The organism is Blastococcus sp. CT_GayMR20 (genome assembly GCF_004570345.1).
The window spans coordinates 1-20239 of sequence record NZ_SPQM01000019.1 but is presented as its reverse complement, the minus strand read 5'-3'; the positions used below and the strand labels follow the sequence as shown (position 1 = coordinate 20239).

The 20239-nt window shown below is 71.1% G+C and carries 19 protein-coding genes; 4 read left to right on the top strand and 15 right to left on the bottom strand.

Annotation, left to right across the window (positions count from 1 at the left end; all coding sequences use genetic code 11):
- Positions 1–22: 22 nt before the first annotated feature.
- Positions 23–1162 carry an MFS transporter gene (locus tag E4P40_RS07285; protein ID WP_167762139.1) on the top strand — a complete coding sequence of 380 codons (1140 nt, stop codon included), beginning with the start codon at positions 23–25 and terminating at the stop codon, positions 1160–1162.
- Between the two features lie 193 nt (positions 1163–1355).
- Positions 1356–2042 carry a TetR/AcrR family transcriptional regulator gene (locus tag E4P40_RS07280; protein ID WP_167762138.1) on the top strand — a complete coding sequence of 229 codons (687 nt, stop codon included), beginning with the start codon at positions 1356–1358 and terminating at the stop codon, positions 2040–2042.
- On the opposite strand, the gene meaB is transcribed toward E4P40_RS07280, so the two are convergent.
- The 3 genes from meaB to E4P40_RS07265 form a co-directional block, all read right to left on the bottom strand.
- Complete coding sequence (gene meaB, locus E4P40_RS07275; RefSeq protein WP_245160182.1) at positions 2035–3036, bottom strand: methylmalonyl Co-A mutase-associated GTPase MeaB; 1002 nt, start codon at positions 3034–3036, stop codon at positions 2035–2037. The genes E4P40_RS07280 and meaB overlap by 8 nt on opposite strands.
- Positions 3027–4565: a class I adenylate-forming enzyme family protein gene (locus E4P40_RS07270; RefSeq protein WP_135158134.1), complete on the bottom strand. Its 1539-nt coding sequence runs from the start codon at positions 4563–4565 to the stop codon at positions 3027–3029. Before E4P40_RS07270 ends, meaB begins: the two co-directional genes overlap by 10 nt.
- Before the next feature lie 157 nt (positions 4566–4722).
- Entirely contained in the window at positions 4723–5829 is a 1107-nt protein-coding gene (locus E4P40_RS07265) for an NAD-dependent epimerase/dehydratase family protein (RefSeq protein ID WP_167762137.1), read from the bottom strand.
- A gap of 137 nt (positions 5830–5966) precedes the next feature.
- Here E4P40_RS07265 and E4P40_RS07260 point away from each other — a divergent pair, with 137 nt between their 5' ends.
- The gene (locus tag E4P40_RS07260) at positions 5967–6770 is read left to right on the top strand and encodes an enoyl-CoA hydratase/isomerase family protein (protein ID WP_135158132.1); all 804 of its coding nucleotides are present in this window, start codon (positions 5967–5969) and stop codon (positions 6768–6770) included.
- Between the two features lie 146 nt (positions 6771–6916).
- Complete coding sequence (locus E4P40_RS07255; protein ID WP_135158131.1) at positions 6917–8119, top strand: dihydroorotate oxidase; 1203 nt, start codon at positions 6917–6919, stop codon at positions 8117–8119.
- 550 nt (positions 8120–8669) lie between these two features.
- Here the strand turns inward: E4P40_RS07255 and E4P40_RS07250 are convergent.
- The 12 genes from E4P40_RS07250 to E4P40_RS27965 all read right to left on the bottom strand — a co-directional run.
- Positions 8670–9395 (bottom strand): class II aldolase/adducin family protein, encoded by a 726-nt coding sequence (locus tag E4P40_RS07250; RefSeq protein ID WP_135158130.1) that lies wholly within the window; start codon positions 9393–9395, stop codon positions 8670–8672.
- A 229-nt stretch (positions 9396–9624) separates the two neighbouring features.
- A complete protein-coding gene (locus tag E4P40_RS07245) occupies positions 9625–9969 on the bottom strand; it encodes an isochorismatase family protein (RefSeq protein ID WP_209305217.1) in 345 nt (114 codons plus the stop codon).
- 5 nt (positions 9970–9974) lie between these two features.
- Complete coding sequence (locus E4P40_RS07240) at positions 9975–10889, bottom strand: FAD binding domain-containing protein (RefSeq protein ID WP_135158128.1); 915 nt, start codon at positions 10887–10889, stop codon at positions 9975–9977.
- On the bottom strand, positions 10889–13210 hold the full coding sequence (locus E4P40_RS07235) for a xanthine dehydrogenase family protein molybdopterin-binding subunit (protein WP_135158127.1): 2322 nt from the start codon (positions 13208–13210) through the stop codon (positions 10889–10891). Before E4P40_RS07235 ends, E4P40_RS07240 begins: the two co-directional genes overlap by 1 nt.
- Positions 13207–13767: a 2Fe-2S iron-sulfur cluster-binding protein gene (locus E4P40_RS07230; RefSeq protein ID WP_209305216.1), complete on the bottom strand. Its 561-nt coding sequence runs from the start codon at positions 13765–13767 to the stop codon at positions 13207–13209. The genes E4P40_RS07235 and E4P40_RS07230 overlap by 4 nt, the downstream gene beginning before the upstream one ends.
- A 220-nt stretch (positions 13768–13987) precedes the next feature.
- Positions 13988–14836 carry an ABC transporter permease gene (locus E4P40_RS07225; RefSeq protein ID WP_135158126.1) on the bottom strand — a complete coding sequence of 283 codons (849 nt, stop codon included), beginning with the start codon at positions 14834–14836 and terminating at the stop codon, positions 13988–13990.
- Positions 14817–15665, bottom strand: a complete 849-nt coding sequence (locus E4P40_RS07220; protein ID WP_245160181.1) for an ABC transporter ATP-binding protein — start codon at positions 15663–15665, stop codon at positions 14817–14819. Before E4P40_RS07220 ends, E4P40_RS07225 begins: the two co-directional genes overlap by 20 nt.
- A gap of 29 nt (positions 15666–15694) precedes the next feature.
- Entirely contained in the window at positions 15695–16540 is an 846-nt protein-coding gene (locus E4P40_RS07215; protein WP_135158124.1) for an ABC transporter permease subunit, read from the bottom strand.
- A gap of 94 nt (positions 16541–16634) precedes the next feature.
- On the bottom strand, positions 16635–17678 hold the full coding sequence (locus tag E4P40_RS07210) for an ABC transporter substrate-binding protein (RefSeq protein ID WP_135158123.1): 1044 nt from the start codon (positions 17676–17678) through the stop codon (positions 16635–16637).
- Between the two features lie 152 nt (positions 17679–17830).
- On the bottom strand, positions 17831–18751 hold the full coding sequence (locus tag E4P40_RS07205) for an LLM class flavin-dependent oxidoreductase (protein ID WP_135158122.1): 921 nt from the start codon (positions 18749–18751) through the stop codon (positions 17831–17833).
- Positions 18744–19718, bottom strand: a complete 975-nt coding sequence (locus tag E4P40_RS07200; RefSeq protein ID WP_135158121.1) for an alpha/beta fold hydrolase — start codon at positions 19716–19718, stop codon at positions 18744–18746. The genes E4P40_RS07205 and E4P40_RS07200 overlap by 8 nt, the downstream gene beginning before the upstream one ends.
- 51 nt (positions 19719–19769) lie before the next feature.
- The coding region (locus E4P40_RS27965; protein ID WP_167762136.1) for an MFS transporter at positions 19770–20239 on the bottom strand (470 nt) is incomplete at its 5' end.

The following is a 20239-nucleotide window of genomic DNA, read 5'->3' as shown; positions in this document are numbered from 1 at the left end:
CGTCAACGCGGTGGGTGCAGCCGTGGGCAGCACGACCGTGGGATCGCTGCCGGTCTTCCTCGTCGGCGGTCTCTCGGTGCAGATCGCGGCGGACCTGCGGCTCCCGGCGGACACCATCGGCACGATCGTGGCCGCCTTCTGGGCGACGTCGGCGCTGTTCTCGGTGTTCGCGGGCCGCCTCGGTGACCGGTTCGGCGCGCGGAAGAGCCTTGTCGCATGCGTCCTGGTGGCGGCCGGCAGTCTCGCGGGCGCAGCTCTCCTGGGGTGGTCGTGGCAGTCGCTGGCGCTGTGCCTCGCGCTCGGCGGCGTCGGAAATGCGGCAGCGCACCCGGCCAGCAACGCCTTGATCAACCATGCCGTCGCCGCCGGCCACCGGGGGCTCGCCTTCGGCGTCAAGCAGGCCGCCATCCCGATGGCAACACTTCTCTCCGGGCTGGCCGTCCCCGTGCTCGCCCTGACGGTGGGCTGGCGGTGGACGTTCGTGGCCGCTTCGGCGCTCGCGTTGATCCCACTGTTCCTGCTGACGCGGGTCCGCGCACCGGCCGGGCGTCCGGCGACGATGGCTCGATCTTCCCGGCGGGAGGCGCTGCCGTCGCCGCTGCGGCGGTATCTCGGCTTGACCACCGCAGCCACCGCACTCGCAGCCGCGCAGACGAGTTCCATCGCCGCCTTCGTGGTGTTCTCTGCGGTGGAGCACGACATCACGCCGTCCACGGCCGGTTTCCTGCTGGCGACGGGCAGCGTGGTCAGCGCGGTCTGCCGCCTGGGCGTCGGCGCAGCGGCCGACCACGGCATCGGTGGGTCCATGAGGACCGTCGCCCTCATGCTCGCGATCGGCGCCGTGGGACTACTGGCCATGGCGGCGCCGGGAGCGTCGACGTACGTCGCCGGCTGCCTGCTGGCCTTCGGTGGAGCGTGGGGCTTCCCCGGCCTCGTCCACTACGTCGTCACCCGGGCCGCGGGTCCGGTCACGGCACGGGCGACGGGCATCGTGCAGGCCGGCACGTACGCAGGCGGGGTCTTCGGTCCACTCCTCTTCGGCATCGCGCTGCAGGAGGGCGGTCAGTTCCTCGCTTGGTGCCTGGCGGCCGCCGCGGCGGGCCTGGCGGCGACGCTCGCCCTGCTGGCGTCCCTTCTCGAGCCGCAGTTCAACGGAGGATGAGGCTGCATGAGGCGACGACGGCACCTGCCCGTCCCCCTACGGGGTCTTGCCCCCCCGGTGGGACTCTGCTATCACACACAACTTGCTGGAGGGCGACCGGTACGCTGTGCCGGCTGTTCACCCTGCCGAGACGTTTCTGTCAACTCCTCCCCGGGTCCGGCCGGGCTCCCACGACATGAACGGTGACCCGAGGATGACCATCAATTCCAGAACCGATGCCTTCCCGCCCGGCTCGGAGGATCCGGCCGCCAATGGTGCGAGCGCGGCCTTCCGGCAGCGGGACCGGATCCGACTGGCGGCCGTACAGCTGTTCACGCGCCAGAGCTACGCCGGGACGAGCATGAAGCAGCTGGCCAGCGAGCTGGGGATGACCCCCGCCAATCTGTACAACTACTACGCCAGCAAGGAGGCCATCCTCTTCGAGGTCCTCAGCTACGAGCTCGAGAGCCTCCTCCGGCGGGAACACGCCATCGTCGACAAGTACGACGACCCGTCGGAGCGGATGGGTGCACTTGCCTACGACCTGGTCGTCGAAGATCTCAAGAACCCCAAGGCCGCCTTCGTCGGGCGGCACGGCGTCAACGGGCTCACGGAGGAGGGCCGGACGGAGATCGCCCGGCTCATGTCCCAGGTGCGGACCATCTGGATCACGACGATCGACGACGGCGTCGCCAGAGGCGTCTTCGACGTCGAGGACGTCCGCCTCTCGGCGCTGTCGGCCTTGACGCTGTGCTCGAGCACCGCTTCCTGGTACAGCAGCGCGGGGAACATGTCGCCGGAGCAGGTTGCGGACCACACCGCCGCGGTGGTGCTCCGGATCCTCGGCCGGTCGGAGCGTCCCACCGCGGCCCGGAGTCGGAAGAGCCGCGCGGTCAGCTGAGCAAGGAGCCGATCAGCCGGTCGGCCGCGGAGTACGGATCCGAGCGGCCCCCGGCGACCTCGGCGGCCATCCGTCGGAAGGCCTCGCCGCCTCGCAGTCCGGCGAGGCGACGGGTGACCGCTGCCCGCACGAGCGCGTCGAGCTCCTCGCCCGCACGCCGCGTCCGGCGGTGCTCGATCTCCCCGGTCGTCGCGCTCCACGCGACGTGCCGGTCGACGGCCTCCAGCACCTCGTCGTAGCCCTCGTGGTCGACGGCGTTGGTCTTCAGCACGGGCGTGCGCCACCGCTCGCCCCCTCGGCGGTGGTCCAGCGACAGCATGCGCCGCAGGTCACGGACCACCTGCTCCGCGCCCGGCGTGTCGGCCTTGTTCACGACGAAGACATCGGCGACCTCCAGGAGGCCCGCCTTGGCCGCCTGCACGCCGTCGCCCAGCCCCGGGGCGAGCAGCACGAGGGTCGTGTCGGCCATGCCGGCGACGCTCACCTCGGACTGGCCCACGCCGACGGTCTCGAGCAGGACGACGTCGAAGCCGGCCGCGTCCAGCACGCGCAGGGCCTGCGGTGTCGCCCGCGACAGGCCGCCCAACTGCCCGCGGGACGCCATCGAACGGACGAACACGCCCCTGTCGCCGGCGTGCTCCTGCATGCGCACCCGGTCGCCCAGGAGCGCGCCACCGGAGAGCGGGGACGACGGGTCGACGGCCAGCACCGCGACCCGCGCACCGCGACGGCGGTAGGCGTCGACGAGCGCGCTCGCCGAGGTGGACTTGCCGACGCCGGGTGCGCCGGTCAGCCCGATGACGTGTGCGTGACCGGGTCGTTCCGCCAGGGCGGCAGTGATCCGGGGCAGGTCGGGCACGCCCTCCTCGACGAGGCTGAGCAAGCGGCTGACGGCACGCAACTGCCCCGCGCAGGCGTCCTCGACCAGCTTGTCGACGTCCGGCGCACGCAGCGAGCGGCGCACCGGCGTTCCGGGATGCGGTGTCACCCCCACCCGAGTTCTCCGCGCAGCTGCGCCTTCAGGATCTTCCCCGAGCTGCCCCGGGGCAGCTCCCCCGTGCGGAGCACCAGGTGCTCGGGCAGCGCGTACGGCGGCAGGCGGTCACGCAGGAACGCGAGCAGAGCGTCCTCGGTCAACGAGGCATCCCTCGCCACCACGACGGCTCCTACCTTCTCGCCCATGACGTCGTCCGTCACGGGCATGACGGCGGCCTCGTCGACGCCCGGATGACCGGCGAGGGCGTTCTCGACCTCGAGCGAGTAGATCTTCTCGCCACCCCGGTTGATGACGTCCTTGGCCCGGTCCTTGAGGTAGACGAGGCCCCGACCGTCGATCGTCGCGATGTCGCCGGACCGGATCCATCCGGAACCGAAGGTCTCGTCGGTCATCGCCGGCTTCCGCCAGTACCCGGCAGCCATGTTGGGGCCTCTCAGGCGCAGTTGCCCCTGCCCAGCCGCGTCCTCGTCCTGGAGGTCCACCTCGACGCCGGGAACGGCGAAGCCGACGCTGTCGTGGTCGGTGACGGCGTACTCGTCGGGCAGGAACAGCGCCATGTTGCTGATCTCGGTCATGCCGAACGCGTTGCCGAGCCGCACGTCGGGGAGCAGCTCACGCAGTTCGTCGATGAGCGACTTCGAGATCGGAGCCGCTCCGTAGATCAGCCACCGCAGCGAGGCGACTGCCTGGAAGCGCACCGGCTCCCGCTGGACCAGCAGCTTGTACACGGCCGGCACGGCCAACATCATGGTCGGCTCGTGCTGGACCGCCATGGCGACGATGTCCTCCGGCCTCGACGACCGGCTCAGAACGGCCGTGCCCCCGAGGGCGAGGGTCGGGAGCAGCTGCGCGTTGCAGCCCGCCGCGTGGTACAGGGGGATGGCCACGAGATTGCGCAGCGGCGGGGAGCCGGGGGCGCCGATGCGGAAGACGCGACGGGTGATCTCGCTCAGGGCGGCCAGGTTGCGCTGGCTGACCATGACCCCCTTGGGTTCGCCGGTCGTGCCGCTGGTGTAGAGCAGCTGGCCGAGCTCTGCGGGGTCCGCGTCATGGACGAACGGCGAGCCGCTCGGCAGTCCTCCGGCGTCGTCGAGGACGGCGGTCGGCGCGGCGTCGGTCAGGCAGGCCCGGCGGGTCTCCGCGGTTCCGCGCTGGTCGAGCGGTACTGCCACCCCACCGGCCAGGACCACACCCAGGAAGGCCGTCACCCAGGCCAGCGAGTTGGGCAGGTCGATGGCGACCCGGTCCCCCACCGCGACGCCGTCCTCCCGCAGCCCCCCGGCGACGCGCGAAGCCAGTTCCCACAGCTCGGCGTGGGTGACCGGCGTGCCGTCGATGTCGATGACCGCCACGGAGTCACCACAACGGTCAACGGTGCGGCTCAGCACGGCCGTGAAGGTGTCCGGGTGGTCGCGGTACCACAGCCTTCCGTCCGGCTCCCTGATCAGCCCGTCGGTGTCGAACGGGGAGTCGCCGCCCCGTGCGTCGACGGGCTGGTCGACGGGCGAGTCATTGGGAAGCGCCATGGGGACATGTCCTCCAGCAGGCCGGTGGGGAGCGGGACGGCGGCCGCGATCGCGATCATGGCCGCCCCCGGGGCCGCTCGGGGACCGAACCGGTGTGCGGTTCCCGAACGGCCCCTGCGGGGACCGGAGCGACCGGTGGTCGTGACGCGCGACCGCCTCAGTGTGCCGTCGACGCCGACGCCGGCGCCTTCGGGTGGTCGTACTGGTGCCGGTAGACGACACCCTCGAAGGGGATCGACTCGCACTCGCCCACGAAACGGTCGTAGGCCGCGAGGAACGCGTCCTCGGCCTCGTAGTCGAAGGCGTCGCTCAGCTGGCGCTCCTCCTCCCCACCCGGCTCCGGAGAGTTCTCGAGGTAGAAGTTCACCGTCCGCTCGATCGCCCCGGGGAAGTCGACGAGGTCCCGGTACCCGAGTTGCTCCTTCATCTTCGCCATGTCGATCAGCGAGTGAGTGGTCGGCGGCGGGGTGCCGTCCTGCCCCCAGCGCAGGCTGCGGCCGATCCCCCAGTACCACGCCGGCCGGCCGGCATTCGGGGGAAAACTGACCAGTTCGACCTCGGCACCCATCACCGCGGCCATGGCGTGGACCCGGTCGGCGTCGGACGGCGTGTACTCGTCCACCACGCTGTACGCCTGACCGGCAGCCTCCTCGGGGTGGTCCACCGTGAGCAGCACCGCATGGGCGGCGTTGTCCACGTACGAGCGGCTCTCGAGCGTGAGCCCGGCGTCCAGGATCGGCAGTCGACGGCGACCGTCGCGGATCCGGCGGATGATCGACCACTCGCGAGGGGCGAGCTGACGGGGCCCGTAGAGGTTCGGGTAGCGCAGGTGCGTGACGTTGAAGACGCCCGCGGCGTGGGCGTCCATGAGCACCTGCTCGGTCTCCACGATCTTGACGTAGATCTTGTGGTGCAGATCCCGCGGGGAGTCCTCCGTCGCGGCACGCGAGTACTTGGTGTCGTAGATCGTGCCGCCGACGGTGATCAGGCGCGGCGTGCGGTCCCGGAGCACCTCGGGGAGCAGCCTGAGCCGTCCGTACGTGGCGATCACCAGGTCGAACGTGCGATCGCCGATCCCCTCCGTCAGGGTCTCGGCGAAGTTCGCGTCGGTGTGGATGTGCTCCAGCTTGTCCGGCCCGACCTCCTCGACCTCGTGCTTGCCGCTGTGGAGCATGACGGGCCGGTAGCCCCGCTCCTGCAGGCCGCGGATGATCGGCGGGCCGGTGGGCCCGGTGCCGCCGATGACCAACGCTGTCTTGTCCACGTGCGCTCTCCCTCGTGGTCCGGAAAGAGTCCTCATCGTATGACTGAACGTTTAGAAGTCAACGGCAACCCGGAAGACGCCCCGGCTTGACACCTGAACGGACGTTCACCACAGTGGCTGGCCATGAGGTGCCCACGATGACGTACGAGCACGTGCTCTTCGAGCGCCGGGACCAGGTCGCGGTGCTGACGCTGAACCGCCCCGAGCGACGCAACGCCTACAACCTCGCGACCGTCGACGAGGTGCATCGGGTCTGCGACGAGCTCGAGGCCGACCTCACGGCGCGCGTTCTGATCCTCACCGGCGCCGGCCCCGCCTTCTGCGCCGGCCTGGACATGGGCGAGGGTGTGGAGGGCTGGCCCGAAGCGGTGGGCAAGGTGCAGGCGCGCTATCGGCTCCAGCGGCGGCTGGCCTCGATGGTCCTGCGTCTGCGGGACATCCCCCAGCCGGTGATCGCCGCCGTCCACGGGCCCGCGGTCGGTGGCGGTCTCGCTCTCGTGGCGGCTGCGGACCTCCGGATCGCCGACACGACGGCCCGCTTCAACGCCGCGTTCATCCGCCTCGCGCTGTCCGGCGGCGACGACGGCGCATCCTGGTTCCTGCCGCGGCTGGTCGGTCCGACGCTCGCCGCCGAGATCCTCTACACGGGGCGCTTCGTCGAGGCGGAGGAGGCGGCGAGGATCGGACTGGTCAACCGCGTCGTCGAGGAAGGCAGGCACCTGGAGGCGGCCGAGGAGCTGGCGGGGCAGATCCTCCAGAACTCACCGTTCGGCATCCGCATGACCAAGGAACTGCTCAACTACACGCTGGACGCGCCGGCCCTGCGCCAGGCGATGGAGATGGAGAACCGGACGCAGACGCTCTGCATGATGACCGAGGACTTCGACGAGGCGATCCGGGCCTACGGCGAGCGCCGGCCGGCCGACTTCCGGGACCGCTGACGGCCACGGACATCCCGCCGATCCGGCCGGTCGCCGCAGGGCGGGCCGAGGACCTGCTCGGTGACCTCGCCGCCGGTGGTCCGCCCGACCTCACCGTCGAGGCCCGTGCCCTGGTCGCCCGGCACCGCGGCGAGCCGGATCGGCTCGTGTGCGAACTGGGCCGGCTGCTGTTCCGTGCCGGCCGGGCGGACCTGCTGGAACGCCACGGGTTCCCCTTCCCCCGCTACGACTTCCGCCAGGACCTGAAGCAGAACGAGAGCGGACCGTTCAGCGGCGGCTCCGTCGTCGACGACCACCGGGCCCCCGCGCCGGGCGGCCCCTGGACCGTCCTCGGGCAGCCCATCGGCGTCCCCATCGGCATCCCGGCCTGCCCCCTCACCATGAACGCGCGGTGGGTGTCCTTCTACGCGCGACAGGGATTCAACCTGCTCACGTACAAGACGGTGCGTTCTGTCCCCCGCCCCGCGCTGCCGGATGCCAACTGGTACTTCGCCGACACCGACGCGGCGCCGTGGGAGGAAGCCGACATCGGTTCCGCCGAGGTGACCGCCGGACCCACCGTGTGGCCCCGCTCGGCGCACCGATTCTCGACGGTCAACTCCTTCGGGGTGCCGTCCCACGACCCGGCGGTGTGGCAACCGGACGTGCGGAGGGCGATGTCCGCCCTCGACGCCGACCAGCTGCTCCTGCTCAGCGTCATGGGCAACTTCGAGGACCACCGGGGCGAGGAACTCGCGAGCGACTTCGCCCGGACGGCGGTGCTGGGCGCAGAGACGGGCGTGCGCGCGATCGAACTGAACCTGTCCTGCCCCAACGGCGTCGCCGACGGGCGGCCGCTCCCGGCGATCTATCTCGACGGCGACAGCGTCCGGTCGATCGTGGGGGCCGTCCGCGCCGCGCTCGGCGACTCGGTCGCCCTCGTCGTCAAGGTCGGCTACATGCCTGCCGAGCGTCTGCGCCTCTCGCTCGGACCGGTGGCCCACCTGGTGGACGGCGTGGCGGGCATCAACGCCCTGCAGCTCCCGGTGCGCGATCCGACCCGGTCCCGCCCCACCTTCCCCGGCCGGCTGGAGGCGGGCGTGTCCGGTCATCCCATCGGTCACCTGGCCGTGGACTTCGTGCGCGGCCTCGCCGCGCTGAGGGAGGACGTGGGTGTCGCGTTCGACATCCTGGCGATGGGCGGGGCGACCGGTGTGGACGAGGCGCTCAGGCTGTTCGACGCGGGGGCCACGGCGGTGCAGAGCGCGAGCGGAGCCTTCTTCAACCCGCTGCTCGCCGATGAGCTCGCCGCTCGGGTCGACCGGATTCCCCAGGGTGCACCCGCGCACGAGGCGCATCCACCGGACTGAGCACGGGCCGACCAGCGCACGTCATTCCTCACCACGAGCGACGTCCTCATCGAGCAAGCGGAACGTCGGGATGCTGCGCATCGTCCTCGGACGTCGTCGAGGACACGCCCGACCTCTGGTACGGCACCTGCAGCCACGGACGCCGGCAGTGGGCGATCGAGCACGGCGTGGCCGCGCAGACCTGTCTGCGCGGGGACTCGACGGTCTCGCTGGCGGACGTCCCCGATCACCGATGCTGGGACGACCTCACGGCGGCCCTGACCGGCTACTCGGTAGGGCCGTGGACATCCCGAGCCCTGTCACATCGTCCAGAACATGGACATCGACGGCACGACCGGCGTCATGCGGTACACCGGGTCCGGCCGGGGTCACCGGCACAGGTACGGCTGATCGCCCTCATCGACTGCCTGGGGGGGCGGGGGGCGTCACCGCTCGCCGTCCGGCGAGCGCCGCGACCTGTCGCCGACGTCCACCACGTCGGCGACGTGGCCCCCCATGTCGAGAGCTCCACATCGCCCGCGCGCCGCAGCTGCACCATGACCAGCCGGCCCTACATGCCGTTCAGGTCGGCGCGGCGCACCCAGTACTCCCACGCCCGGCCCACGGTGTGCGGTGCGTTCCTGTACAGCTCATCGATCGCCTCCAGCTCTCTCGGCTGGAGATAGGACACGTCGCCGCCGAAGCGCATGGCCTCGCTCTGGACTCGCGCGTTGACCTTCAGGTAGACGCTGGCGTAGATCGTGCTGACGACCGAGTCCAGGGCAACGACGAACCCGTGGTTGCGCATCAGTGCCACGGAGTTCTGCCCCAGTGTGGCGGCGAGATCATCGCCCTGCGTCATGTCCAACACCAGCGGTGTCCCGTTCGGGAACCTGTCACGGAAGTCCCACACCGGCGCCTCGGTGCCGATGGTGTAGGCGGGGTGGACGACGGCCCTCAGCTTCGCGTCGTAGGCGACGGTGAACGGCAGCAGGTCGTAGGCGTGCGCGTGTGCAACCGAGTTGACGTCCGGCCGGGCCCGGTAGATCGCGGCGTGGATGAAGCGCTCGACATACATGGGGTGCGGCGGTCCATCGGTCGGAGTCCCCGCCAGATCGTATTCCTTGATATCGCTGGGCGTGACCAGTTCGGGACTGCGCGACTGCGACAACAGGAAACGGCTCGGATCTTCCGGGTGGCGAGCACTGATGTGGCCGAGGTGGTCGACGACATCCTCTCGGGCGAGGATTCGGTTGGCGATGGCCAGGTCGCGGCGATGGGTGTCGATGTCGATCATGTGGTGTCTCCCTGGAGAGTGGTGGTCAGCCCGTGCCGAGGAACAGCGGTCCGCTCGATCAATGACCGTTCATTCAACGATAGCGGGAACTGGAACCGGGCACAGCGACGAGATCCAGGACCGTTCTGGCGGCCCCGGTGACGCGACTCCCGCCGTCGACCGGAAAGGCCTCGGTCGGCTGAACGGTGGCCTGATCGGCGGGTCGGTGGTCGGGACCCAGGGCTACGCATCACGCCCGGGTGACAGTGAGGGGTCGCGGGTCAGCGAGCACCGCGACGAGGTCTCCGACGTCGACCGCATCGGCAGATTTCGCCCCCATGTCGATCAACTCCGCCTCGTGGGAGAGCTGGGAGCGGTCCGCCACGCACTCGAGGGGGACGACGGTGTGGAAGTTCAGCATGAAGGCGTCGTTCACCGTCGCCCGCACGCAGCCGCTGGTCGTCATGCCGGTGATGATCACCGCGGGGCGCTCCCCCGGGGGGCGGGCCTCCGGCAGGTCGCCGGACCACATCGTGCGCAGCGCCGCGACGTCCTGGTCGGGAATCCTTGCGAGCTGATCCAGGGCCGAACGCATCCGGGTCATCCTCCGGGGAACGAGGCGGGGGGTGGAGCCGCACCGGCGGTGACCGCCTCGGCGACGACCGATGCCACGAGCGAGCGCGCCAGCGACCGGGCATAGGGGGTCTGCTTGTCACCGAGCATGCGGTCGGCGACCTCGGCCACGGCAGTGTGGGCGACGTCGTCCGCGGCGTCGGCGGCCTCCGCCGACGACCGCCCGACCAGTTCTGTGGCGGCGGCGAGCGCCACGGGGACGCCGGTGACCGACCCCAGGACCACGCGCGCCCCGTCGATCCGGCCGTCGACCGTGGTGACGAACGCGCAGCACGTCACGTCCGGCCGCTCACCGAAGGCCAGCTTCCGGTGCACCACGGAGGTGCCCTCGGCGGGAAGGGGCAGCAGGATGCTCTCCAAGAGCTCCTCCCCCTCGCGCAGAGCCGGGCTGTACGCATCCACGAGGAAATCCGCGACGGGCATCGTCCGCCGCGGCCCGGCGGAGGCGCAGACCACCGCGGCCTCGCCGGCGACCAGGAACGTCGCCGGGTCGGACTGGGGGTCGGCGAAGCAGAGGTTGCCCCCGAGCGTTCCGGTCGCCTGGACGCGGAGGTTGCCCACCGTGCGTTCCATGGCGGCGAGCGCGGGCCACCCGGCACGGACGGCGGGGGCGCCCTGGAGCGCCCAGTGCGTCGTGGCCGCGCCGATCCGGAGCACTGTCCCGGTGTCGGGCTCGCCGTCGGCGAGCAGACCGACACCGGTGAGCTCCGGGATGCCCCGTACGTCGACGAGGTGCTGGGCCGACGACAGCCCCAGCTTGAGCACCAGCACCAGCTCGGTGCCGCCGGCGTAGAGAGTGGCGTCCTCGCCGTACTCCTCCAGCAGGGCGAGCGCCTCCTGGATGCCGTGCGCCCGGTGCACGTGCAGGCCGCGGCGCAGCATCAGGCCAACGCCCGGAACGTAGGTGGTCCGTCCGCCGGCTGCTCCTCCGCGTGGAGGCTGGTCCAGATCCGCTCGGGCGTCGCCGGCAGGTCGTGGACCCGCACCCCGGCGTCGAGCAGGCCGGTCATGATCGCCGCGGGGATCGCGCCGAAGGCCCCTTCCCCGCAGCCCTTCGCGCCGAAGGGTCCCGGGCCGTCCTGGTTCTCCACCAGCTCGCAGTCCATCCGGTGCGGGATGTCGTCGGTGGTCGGCACCCGGTACTGGACCAGGGACGGCGTCAGCAGCTCACCGTCGTCGCCGAACTCGAGTTCCTCGAGCAGCGTGTGACCGAGTGCCTGGATGCTGCAGCCGGAGTCCTGGACGGCGACCAGGCGTGGGTTGATCGCGCGTCCCACGTCGGGGACCCCCACGGTGTGCAGGACGGTCACCTTGCCGGTGCCCTCGTCGACGGACACGACCGCTCCGGCGGCACACACCTCCCAGTAGACCGGGAAGTTCGGCTTGTCCTCGCCGATGCCCACGCGCCCGCGTCCGACGATCTCGTCGCCATTGGGCCCCAGCAGTGCCACGACCTCGTCGAAGGACACACCCAGGCCGCCCCGGGAGAACGTGCGGTCGGCGTAGGTGACCTCGCCGCTGTCGGCAGGGAGCAGCCGCACGGCCAGCGCGGACAGCTGGGCGACCACGTCGCGTGCCGCGCGTTCCACCGCCAGCCCCACCAGCGTCGTCGAGCGACTCGCTCCGGTGGAGCGGTCGAACGGCGTCATGCTCGTGTCCGCGCCAGGGACCTCGATGCTCTCCACGGGCACGTCGAGCACCTCCGCGGCGATCTGCGCGAAGACGGTCCTGGCTCCCTGACCGATCTCCGTGCTGCCGACGAGGAGCTTGACCCGGCCGTCGCTGCGGATACGCGCCAGGGCGTTCGCCGACGGATCGGCACCGGCGGGGATGACCCCGAACCCGACGCCGACGCCGACCCTCGTCCCCGGAGCGGCGTCGGGACGTGCGGGCAGGCCGGCGAGCACCTTCTCGAAGCTGTCGGCGAGGTCGGCGTCCAGGGGCCCGAGCCGCGGGTGCACGAGATCCCCCCGCCGGAGCAGATTGCGCCGGCGCAGCTCCATGCGGTCGAGGCCGGCCATCGCCGCGACCTCGTCGAGCTGCATCTCGCTGATCCACTGGGTGTGCGAGGCCCCGAAGCCGCGGTACGAGCCGGACGGCGAGCGGGTGGTGTAGACGCACTTGGCGTTCACGTCGACGGCGCCCCAGGCATAGGGACCGGGAGCCGCCACGCCGGTGAAGAAGGTGATGGTCGGCCCGTTGGTCGCGTAGGCGCCGGTGTCCATCAGGATGCGCGCGCTGCGTACGAGGAGCTCCCCGTCCCGAGAGATCGCGGTCAGCATCCGGCAGCGCATGTTGTGCTGCCGGCTGGTCTGGATGGACTCCTCGACCGTGTTGACCAGCTTGACCGGTGCGCCGGTCAGCCAGGCAGCCGTGCAGACCAGCGGCTCGACCGTGGTATAGGACTTGCTGCCGAAGCCCCCGCCGAGGAACGGCACGTGCAACCGGACGTCGTCCAGGTCCAGACCGAACAGTCGCGCGATCTCGCGACGCACCAGGAACGGGTGCTGGCACGCCGCCCAGAGCTCCAGCGCGTTCCCCTGCCGGACAGCGATGGCGCTGTGCGGTTCCATCGCGTACTGGTAGGTGCTCGGGAACGTGTAATCCCGCTCGACCACGTGGTCCGCGCGGGCCAGCGCGCCTTCGATGTCGCCCCGGACGTCGGCGTACTCGTAGCACACGTTGCCGGTCACCTCCGCGCGCACCACGGCGCTGGGCAGGAAGCCCTGCTCCACCGGCTCCGCGTGCACGAGCGGGGTGTCCGGAGCGAACGCGTTGCTCAGCTCGACCGTCGGCAGCGGGTCGTAGTCCACGTCGACGTGCTCCAGGGCCTCGAGGGCGGCACCGGGATCACGGGCGACGGCGATGGCCACCGGTTGCCCCACGTACCTGACCGCATCGCGGGCGAGAACGGGCTGGTCGGCCAGGATGTGGCCGTACCGGCGGTCCCCGAAGGGCAGATCCGCCGCCGTGATGATCCGCACCAGCCCCGGCACGCCCGCCGCGCCGGACGCGTCGATGCCGACGATCCGCGCGTGCGCGACGGGGCTGCGAAGGACCTTGGCGTGCAGCATGCCCGGCAGTGCGATGTCGCCGACGTACTCGGCCTCACCGCGGCACTTCAGTCGGGCGTCCGTGCGCCCGTGTGACGTCCCGACGACGGTCGTCGCGCCGGCGGTGTCGACGACGGCTGGACCGGTCACGCGCCGTCGCCCCGTGCGCCCGCGAGTGCTCCCACGGCCGCGGATGCGGCCGCCAGGATGGGTTCGTATCCGGTGCAGCGGCAGAGATTGCCCTTGAGCAGGGTGCGCAGCTCTTCATGGGTCGTGCCGGGGGTGAGATGGCCCCCCTCGATCAGGAACCACAGGGTGACCATGAACCCGGGTGTGCAGTACCCGCACTGCACCGCGGCGTGCTCGACGAACGCGTTCTCGAGCGCGGTGTAGATCGGGTCCGCATCCTCCAGACCGCGCAGTCCCTCGGCCGTCAGGACGGACTTCTTGTCGACGTCCACGGCGAGGTAGCAGCACGAGCTCACGGGGAGGCCGTCGACGAGTACGGAGCACGACCCGCACAGCTGGACGTCGCAGGACCGGCGCGCACTGCGCACCCCGACCTCCTCCCGGAGGAAGTCGATCAGCAGCGTGTGGCAGGCGATGTCCGCCGTCACCGGCTGCCCATTGGCCACGGTCGACAGCTGCGCCGTGCACACCGGATCAGCCGCGGAGCCGGCGCTCCGTTCGTCCTCGCTCACGTCCACGGGTTCCCTCCGCTCAGCCGAACGTCACCAGGCGCGGCGCCCGGAGCCCGGCCGGGCGCCGTGCGCGGACCCAGCCGGCCCGGTATCCGTGGACGGAGGCGTCCTCGTAGGTGAGGTAGGACCGCCACGGGATGCACCTTTCGCTCGGGGTGTAACGGATCAGTTGCCCCGGGGCAGATGCGCGAGGAAACCCACGACCTTTCTGCGCCGGACGGAGCGGCTACCGGACGGGCTGACCCACCCCCGTCGGGCCGGCCAGCGGGGAGCCGCGACGGCCGTTCCGCGTCCGGAAGCTCCTGCGTTCGCGGGGGATGGCCTGCTCGTTGCGGGTGAGGACGTAGTTGACCAGCCCGGCCAGGACGAACGTCAGCGCGATGTAGGCGTAGAGGTCCTGGGACCTGAGCAACTGCGCGTTCGTCGAGATCAGGAAACCGATGCCGTCCCGTGAGGCGAGCATCTGGCCGGCCACCACGCCGATGAGGTTCAGCGACAGGCCGATCCGGATGCCGGAGAGGATCAGGGGACGGGCTGCGGGCACCATGATGGACCACTTCAGCTGGTTCGGTCGGGCGCCCAGGGCGCGGGCGGCGTCCAGGAAACCGGGCTGGACGACCATGAGCCCCCGGATGGTGTTGGCCGCGATCGGGAAGAACCCGTACAGCCCGGCGAACACGATCTTGGAGAGGTCGTCGATCCCGAAGAGCATGGTGATCACGGGGTAGATCACGATGATCGGGACCGTGTACGCGGCGACGATCAGCGGCTCGACCACCTGGGACCAGTACCGGCTCGCGCCCACGGTCACCCCGACGGCGAGGCCGGTGACGAGGGACACGACGAATGCCGCGAGGACGTCGAAGACCGTGATGGCGAGGTTCTCCCACAGCTCGGCGCCCTGGAGCAGCTCCCACAGCCGCCTGAGCACCGCGTCCGGAGGCGGGAGCAGCAGCGGCGACACCCGGCCGCTGCGCACCAGCCAGTCCCAGCCCCAGATGAGCGCGCCCACCAGGACCAGCCGGCCGCTGACGACCAGGAGGAGCTCCCTGCGCCTATCCCCGTTGCGCGGCACGCCGTGACTCCTCGTTCGCCTGGGCCTGGCGGTGGACCTCCTCGATGAGCGAGGCGAAGACCTTGGCGCGGATCTCGTCGAACAGGGCGGAGGTGAGGAACTCCTCGGTCCTCGGCCGTTCCGCCGGCACCTGGACGATCTCCTTGATGCACCCGGGCCGGGCGCTCATCACCAGGATCCGGTCGGACAGGAACACCGCCTCGGCCAGGCTGTGGGTGACCAGCAGGACCGTCTTCCCGGTCTTCTCGACGATGCCGGCGAGCTCCCCGCCGAGCAGCGTGCGGGTCTGCTCGTCGAGCGCGCCGAAGGGTTCGTCCATGAGCAGCACCGCGGGGTCGGTGGTCAGCGCCCGTGCGATCGCAACACGTTGCTGCATGCCACCGGACAGTTCGGCGGGAAAGCTGTCGGCGCACCAGTCGAGGCCGACCAGCTCCAGGTACCGGCGTGCCGTGGCTTCGCGCTCACGCCGGTCGACCCCGCGGAACTGCAGGCCCATGACGGTGTTGGCCAGGACCGAGCGCCAGGGGAAGAGCGTGTAGTCCTGGAAGACGAAGCCGATCTTGTCCGGCTTCGGTCGGGTCACCGGGTCGCCCTGGAGCAGCACGGATCCACCGCTGGTGCGGGTGAGTCCGCCGAAGGCACGGAGCAGGGTGGACTTCCCGCACCCGCTCGGCCCGATGATGCTCACGAACTCGCCCTCGCGGATGTCCAGCGACACCTCTCGGACCGCATCGACCCGGGAGCCCGATGCCGACTGGTAGGACACCGAGACGTTCTCCGCGCGGAGGATGACCGGCCGGGGATCGCCGTCCCCCGTCTGTGTTGGCACATCGCTCCGTTCGATATTGGTCGACTGGATCACAGGCTTGCTCCTCGTCCTGCCGTGCGCCAACGACCGGCGTAGGCGTCGACTCGTCGCCAGATGACGCCCAGGGTGATGGCGAAGACCGAGAGCCATCCGATGAGCGCGTACACCTTCTCGGGCTCGAACACGGCCGCGTAGTGGGCGATGTAGAAGCCGACGTTGTCACCGCCGGAGATCAGCAGCTCGGCGAGCAGGACGGCCAGCAGCGCCTGCTTCAGCCCGAGCCACATGCCGGAGATGATCGACGGCAGGGCCGACGGGATGATCAGGAAGCGCACCTTGTCGAGCCGGCTCGCCCCCATCGCGTCCGCCGCCGTCATCAGCCGTGCGTCCAGGGAGTGCATCCCCGCGACGACCGCGATGACCAGGGGGAAGACGGTCTCCATGGCGGCGAAGGCGGTCGGCGACTCGAACCCGAGCCCGAGGAACACCACGAACAGCGGGAGGAAGATGCTCTTCGGCGTGCCGTACACGATCATCAGCGGCGCGTTCAGCACCCGGAAGGCGGGGCGGGACAGCCCGAGGACCACACCGAGTGCGATGCCGGCGACAGCTCCGATGGTGAAACCCACCACGTACTCGGACAGGGTCCGGCCGAAGGCGGCCCGGACCTCCTCATCGCCCAGGATGGCGACCATCTCGACCGCGGTGGCGCTCGGGGTCGCGACCAGGATGGGGTTGAGCAGCTCGAGCCGGACGGTGATCTCCCAGAGGACCAGCCACGCGAGGATCAGCAGCAGCCGGGCCACGGGGACCGGCAACGGCCAGTACCGCCGCCGGGGGGCGGCGACCGGGGGCGACTGTGGCCCCGCTGCGGATCGGTCGACCGTCTGGACCATGCGGGTCCCCCCTGGTTCGAAGTTGGATGGCCGCGCTCCGGGGAGGCGGTCCGCCGGACGGCGCCGGATGCCCCGGCGCCGTCCGGCGCCTGGGTCAGGGCAGCTCGACCGGGACGAACTGGTCGTCCCAGACCTGCTCCACCTCGAGGCTCTTGCCCGAGAGGTCTGAGGCGGTGGCGACCAGGCCCTCCAGCATCTCGTCGGTCGCGGTGCCGTCGAGGGACTGGTTGTCCATCTCCATCTCGTAGACCTGCCGGGCCACGTCCTCGGAGACGCTGGCGTACTCGGCGAGGAACTCGATGCTCTCGTCCGGGTTGTCCTTCATGTACTGCACGGCCGTGAAGTAGCCCTGCAGGTAGCGCTCGATCGCCTCTGGCTTCGACTCGATCGCCTCGTCGGTCGCCTCGATCGCCTCGAAGATGTTGGGGCCGACGATCTCCCCGGCGTCTCCGAGGATGCGGCCCTGTCCCCTCTCGACCAGCGTCAACGCCGGCTCCGCGGACCAGCAGATGATGTCGACGACACGCTCCTGCAGTGCCGCGGTGAGCTGGCTCAGGTCGCCGATCGTCGCCTGGTGGAAGTCGGTGCCCAGCTCCCACCCGTTGTTCTTGGCGATCATGCGGGACACCAGGTCGGTCAGCGAGCCGGCGCTGGAGATGCCCATCGTCTTGCCCTCCAGGTCCGCGAAGGACTGGATGTCGGACTCCTCGTGGACCACGCACACCATGCCGGAGAAGGACGGGGCGGTGACGGCGACGATCTTCGCCGGCATGCCCTCGGCCATGCTGATCGCGGCCGCGCCGCCGCCGTGGAGACCGAGGTCGGCCTGGCCCGCCGTCATGGTGGTGGTCACCTGACCGCCGCCGCCGCTGCCGCGGATGTACTCGACGTCGAGGTTCAGGTCCTCCCAGACCCCGATCTTCTCGGCCATGTCGGCGGCCATGAACTCGAACGAGGTGATGCCGTTGACCACGGTGATGCTCAGCGGCTCGTCCCCCCCGCCGCCGCCCCCACCGGAGGCCTCGGGCTCCTCGGAGCCGCCTCCGCACGCGGCCAGGAGGGGGAACACGAGGAGTGCGGCCGTCAGTGCGGCTCGGCCCGAGCGGCGACGTCCTCGGCCTGGTGCTGTGTGTGACATGCCCTGGGTCCTCACGTGGCGGCCTCCATCAGACGTGCGTCCGGCGGTTGGTTGGCCGAACGTAGGTGACTGAACGATTAGTAGTCAACGGGTTGGCGGACTTGTTTGTGGTCTCGATCACATAACGCCGGTGCCGGTCCGTCGGCCTCCGCTCACGCGAGCAGGCGCTCGCCCAGGACCGCGGTCCACTCCTCGAAGCGGCCCATCGTCATCCGGAGATCGACGACGACCAGCTCCACACCGACCCCCGCCAGCGCATCCAGGCCGGCGGCGATGTCGTCCGGCGAGCCCGCGAGGACGGCGCCCTGCGCCTCCCGCACCGCGGTGTAGTCGCGTCTGTTGACGCGGGACAGCTCGGCGAGCAGTTGCGACTCGTCCACGTCCCGCAGCGCGTCCTCGTACGACCGCCCCGGAAGGACGAGCGCGACCGTCCCCATGCGCGGCGGCCGACGGTCGCCGGACATGGCCGCGGCCCTGTCGCGCGTGGAGGTGATGGTGGTCAGGTCGGCGCGGGCGAGCAGCAGCCCGTCGCACCACCGGACGGCGCTGCGCAGCGAACGGTCGGACGCGCCGCCGAACCACAGCGGCAGATCCCGAGGCGGCGCCGGGTCGATCGGCGGGCCCGCGGCCTCGGCGTCCGGCCCGCCGCTGTCGCGCAACAGCGCCAGGGTCCGGTCGCACAGCGCGTACCGGTCCGGGAAGTCGATCCCGACCGCCGCGAAGGCCGGCCGGGGGCTGCCGAACCCCATGCCGATCTGGACCCGGCCGGGCGCCAGCCAGCACAGCGACCCGACCAGTGCCGCGGTGACCGCCGGAGGACGGAACGGGATGGTCACCGCCGTGCCCACGCCGAGGGACGCCGTCACGGCCGCCACCGCCGAGAGGGTCACGAAGGGGTCGACGAACCGGCGACCGGGAGGCTCGAACGCGTGCGGGGCGTACGCGAGGTTGTCCCGCACCCATGCCGACCGGTATCCGAGCCGCTCGAGGACGGGGGTGTGGCCGAGGATCCTGGCGACGCTCGCGTCGTCCCCGAAGTGCGGCAGCAGGACGCCGACCTCGAGCTCAGCCACCGTCCACGCGGATGTCCGCGCCCGCGGCGGTGCCGTGGCTCCGGCTCCCGAGCGCGCCGGCCAGCCAGGGAACCGCCTCCGACATCACCGCCTCGAACGGCTCCCCGGCGTAGATGTCGTGGTGGTGGGTTCCCGGCAGCAGGACCAGGCGCTTGGGCTCCCCCGCGGCCGCGTACAGCTGCTCGCTCTCGTCGGTGGGGACCAGGTCGTCGTCGAGGACGTGGATCAGGAGCAGGGGGCGGGGGGCGATGTGCGCCACGACGGCCTGCGGGGAGTACTCCAGGAGCCGGTCGGCGGTCTCCAGTGGCAGGGAGTACTTGCGCTCGGGGAACTGCGCGATGACCTCCTGGTGCCAGGCGTCGGCGTGCGGGTCCGGGATCATGATGTCGTCGGAGTCCACCCACTCCGACTCCCCGGTGCGTATGCGGCGCATGCGGTCCTCGCGGAGGCGCCGGCGGAAGGCGTTCCACTCCCAGTTGCGGCGCAGGCTGCGCATCCAGCGGCTCCCGTCGCCGACCGGCACGACCGACACGACCGCACGCACCCGTGGATCGGTGCCGGCGAGGGCGATGACGTGACCGCCTCCGAAGCTGGTTCCGTACAGCCCGATCGCCCCGGGGTCGACGTCGTCCCGCGACTCCAGGTACGTGACGGCAGCCCGCGCGTCCGCCACCTGCTCCTGAGGGATCAGGTGGTGGGGGCGCCCCTCGCTCTCCCCGAAGCCTCGATAGTCGAAGCGCAGTGCGAGCATGCCCGCGTCGGCGATCCGGTCCGCGATCTCGGGCACGACCAGTTCACGGCTCGCCCCGAAACCGTTGCAGACCACCACTGCGGGCCACCCGCTCGCCGGCCGCGGCCCGGCTGGGCGATGCACCGTCGCCGCGAGCCGCAGACCGTCGCAGTAGAACGCGACCTCCGCCTGCACGGGCGCCGGTGCCACGCGCCCGCCCCGGTCAGGTTCTCGCATGACTTCTCCGTCCCCACGGCGGCCAGATGGCCAAGCTAGGTAACTGAACGGTCATAAGTCAAGGGTCGAGGCGCCGCCCGCTCGCCGACGACGGACCCGCCACGCCGCCACCACCATGACGACTGCCGCCAGGAGGTACAGCGCGCCGACCGCGAGCCACCCGGGGCCGTAGGCGCCGAAACCGTCGACCATGGCGCCGAACGCGATCGGGCCCAGGGCGAACCCGGCGAACTGGCCGGTGGCGACGAGCCCTGTCGCCGCACCCAGGACGCCCGGGTCCGACGTGGCGACCACCGCCAGCATGAGCACGGCGTTGGCCGCCACGGCGCTGGCGCCGTGCAGGACGACGGCGACCCAGACGAGCTCGGGAGCCTGGCCGACGCCCGCCGTGGCCAGAACGCCCACGGCGCCCGTCGCCACGACCGGCAGGAAGGCGAGGAGCAGCTCCGGCCGGCGCACCCGTTCGAACAGGCGGCCCCACGCCACCCGGGCCACCAGTCCGACCGCTCCCATGACGGCGG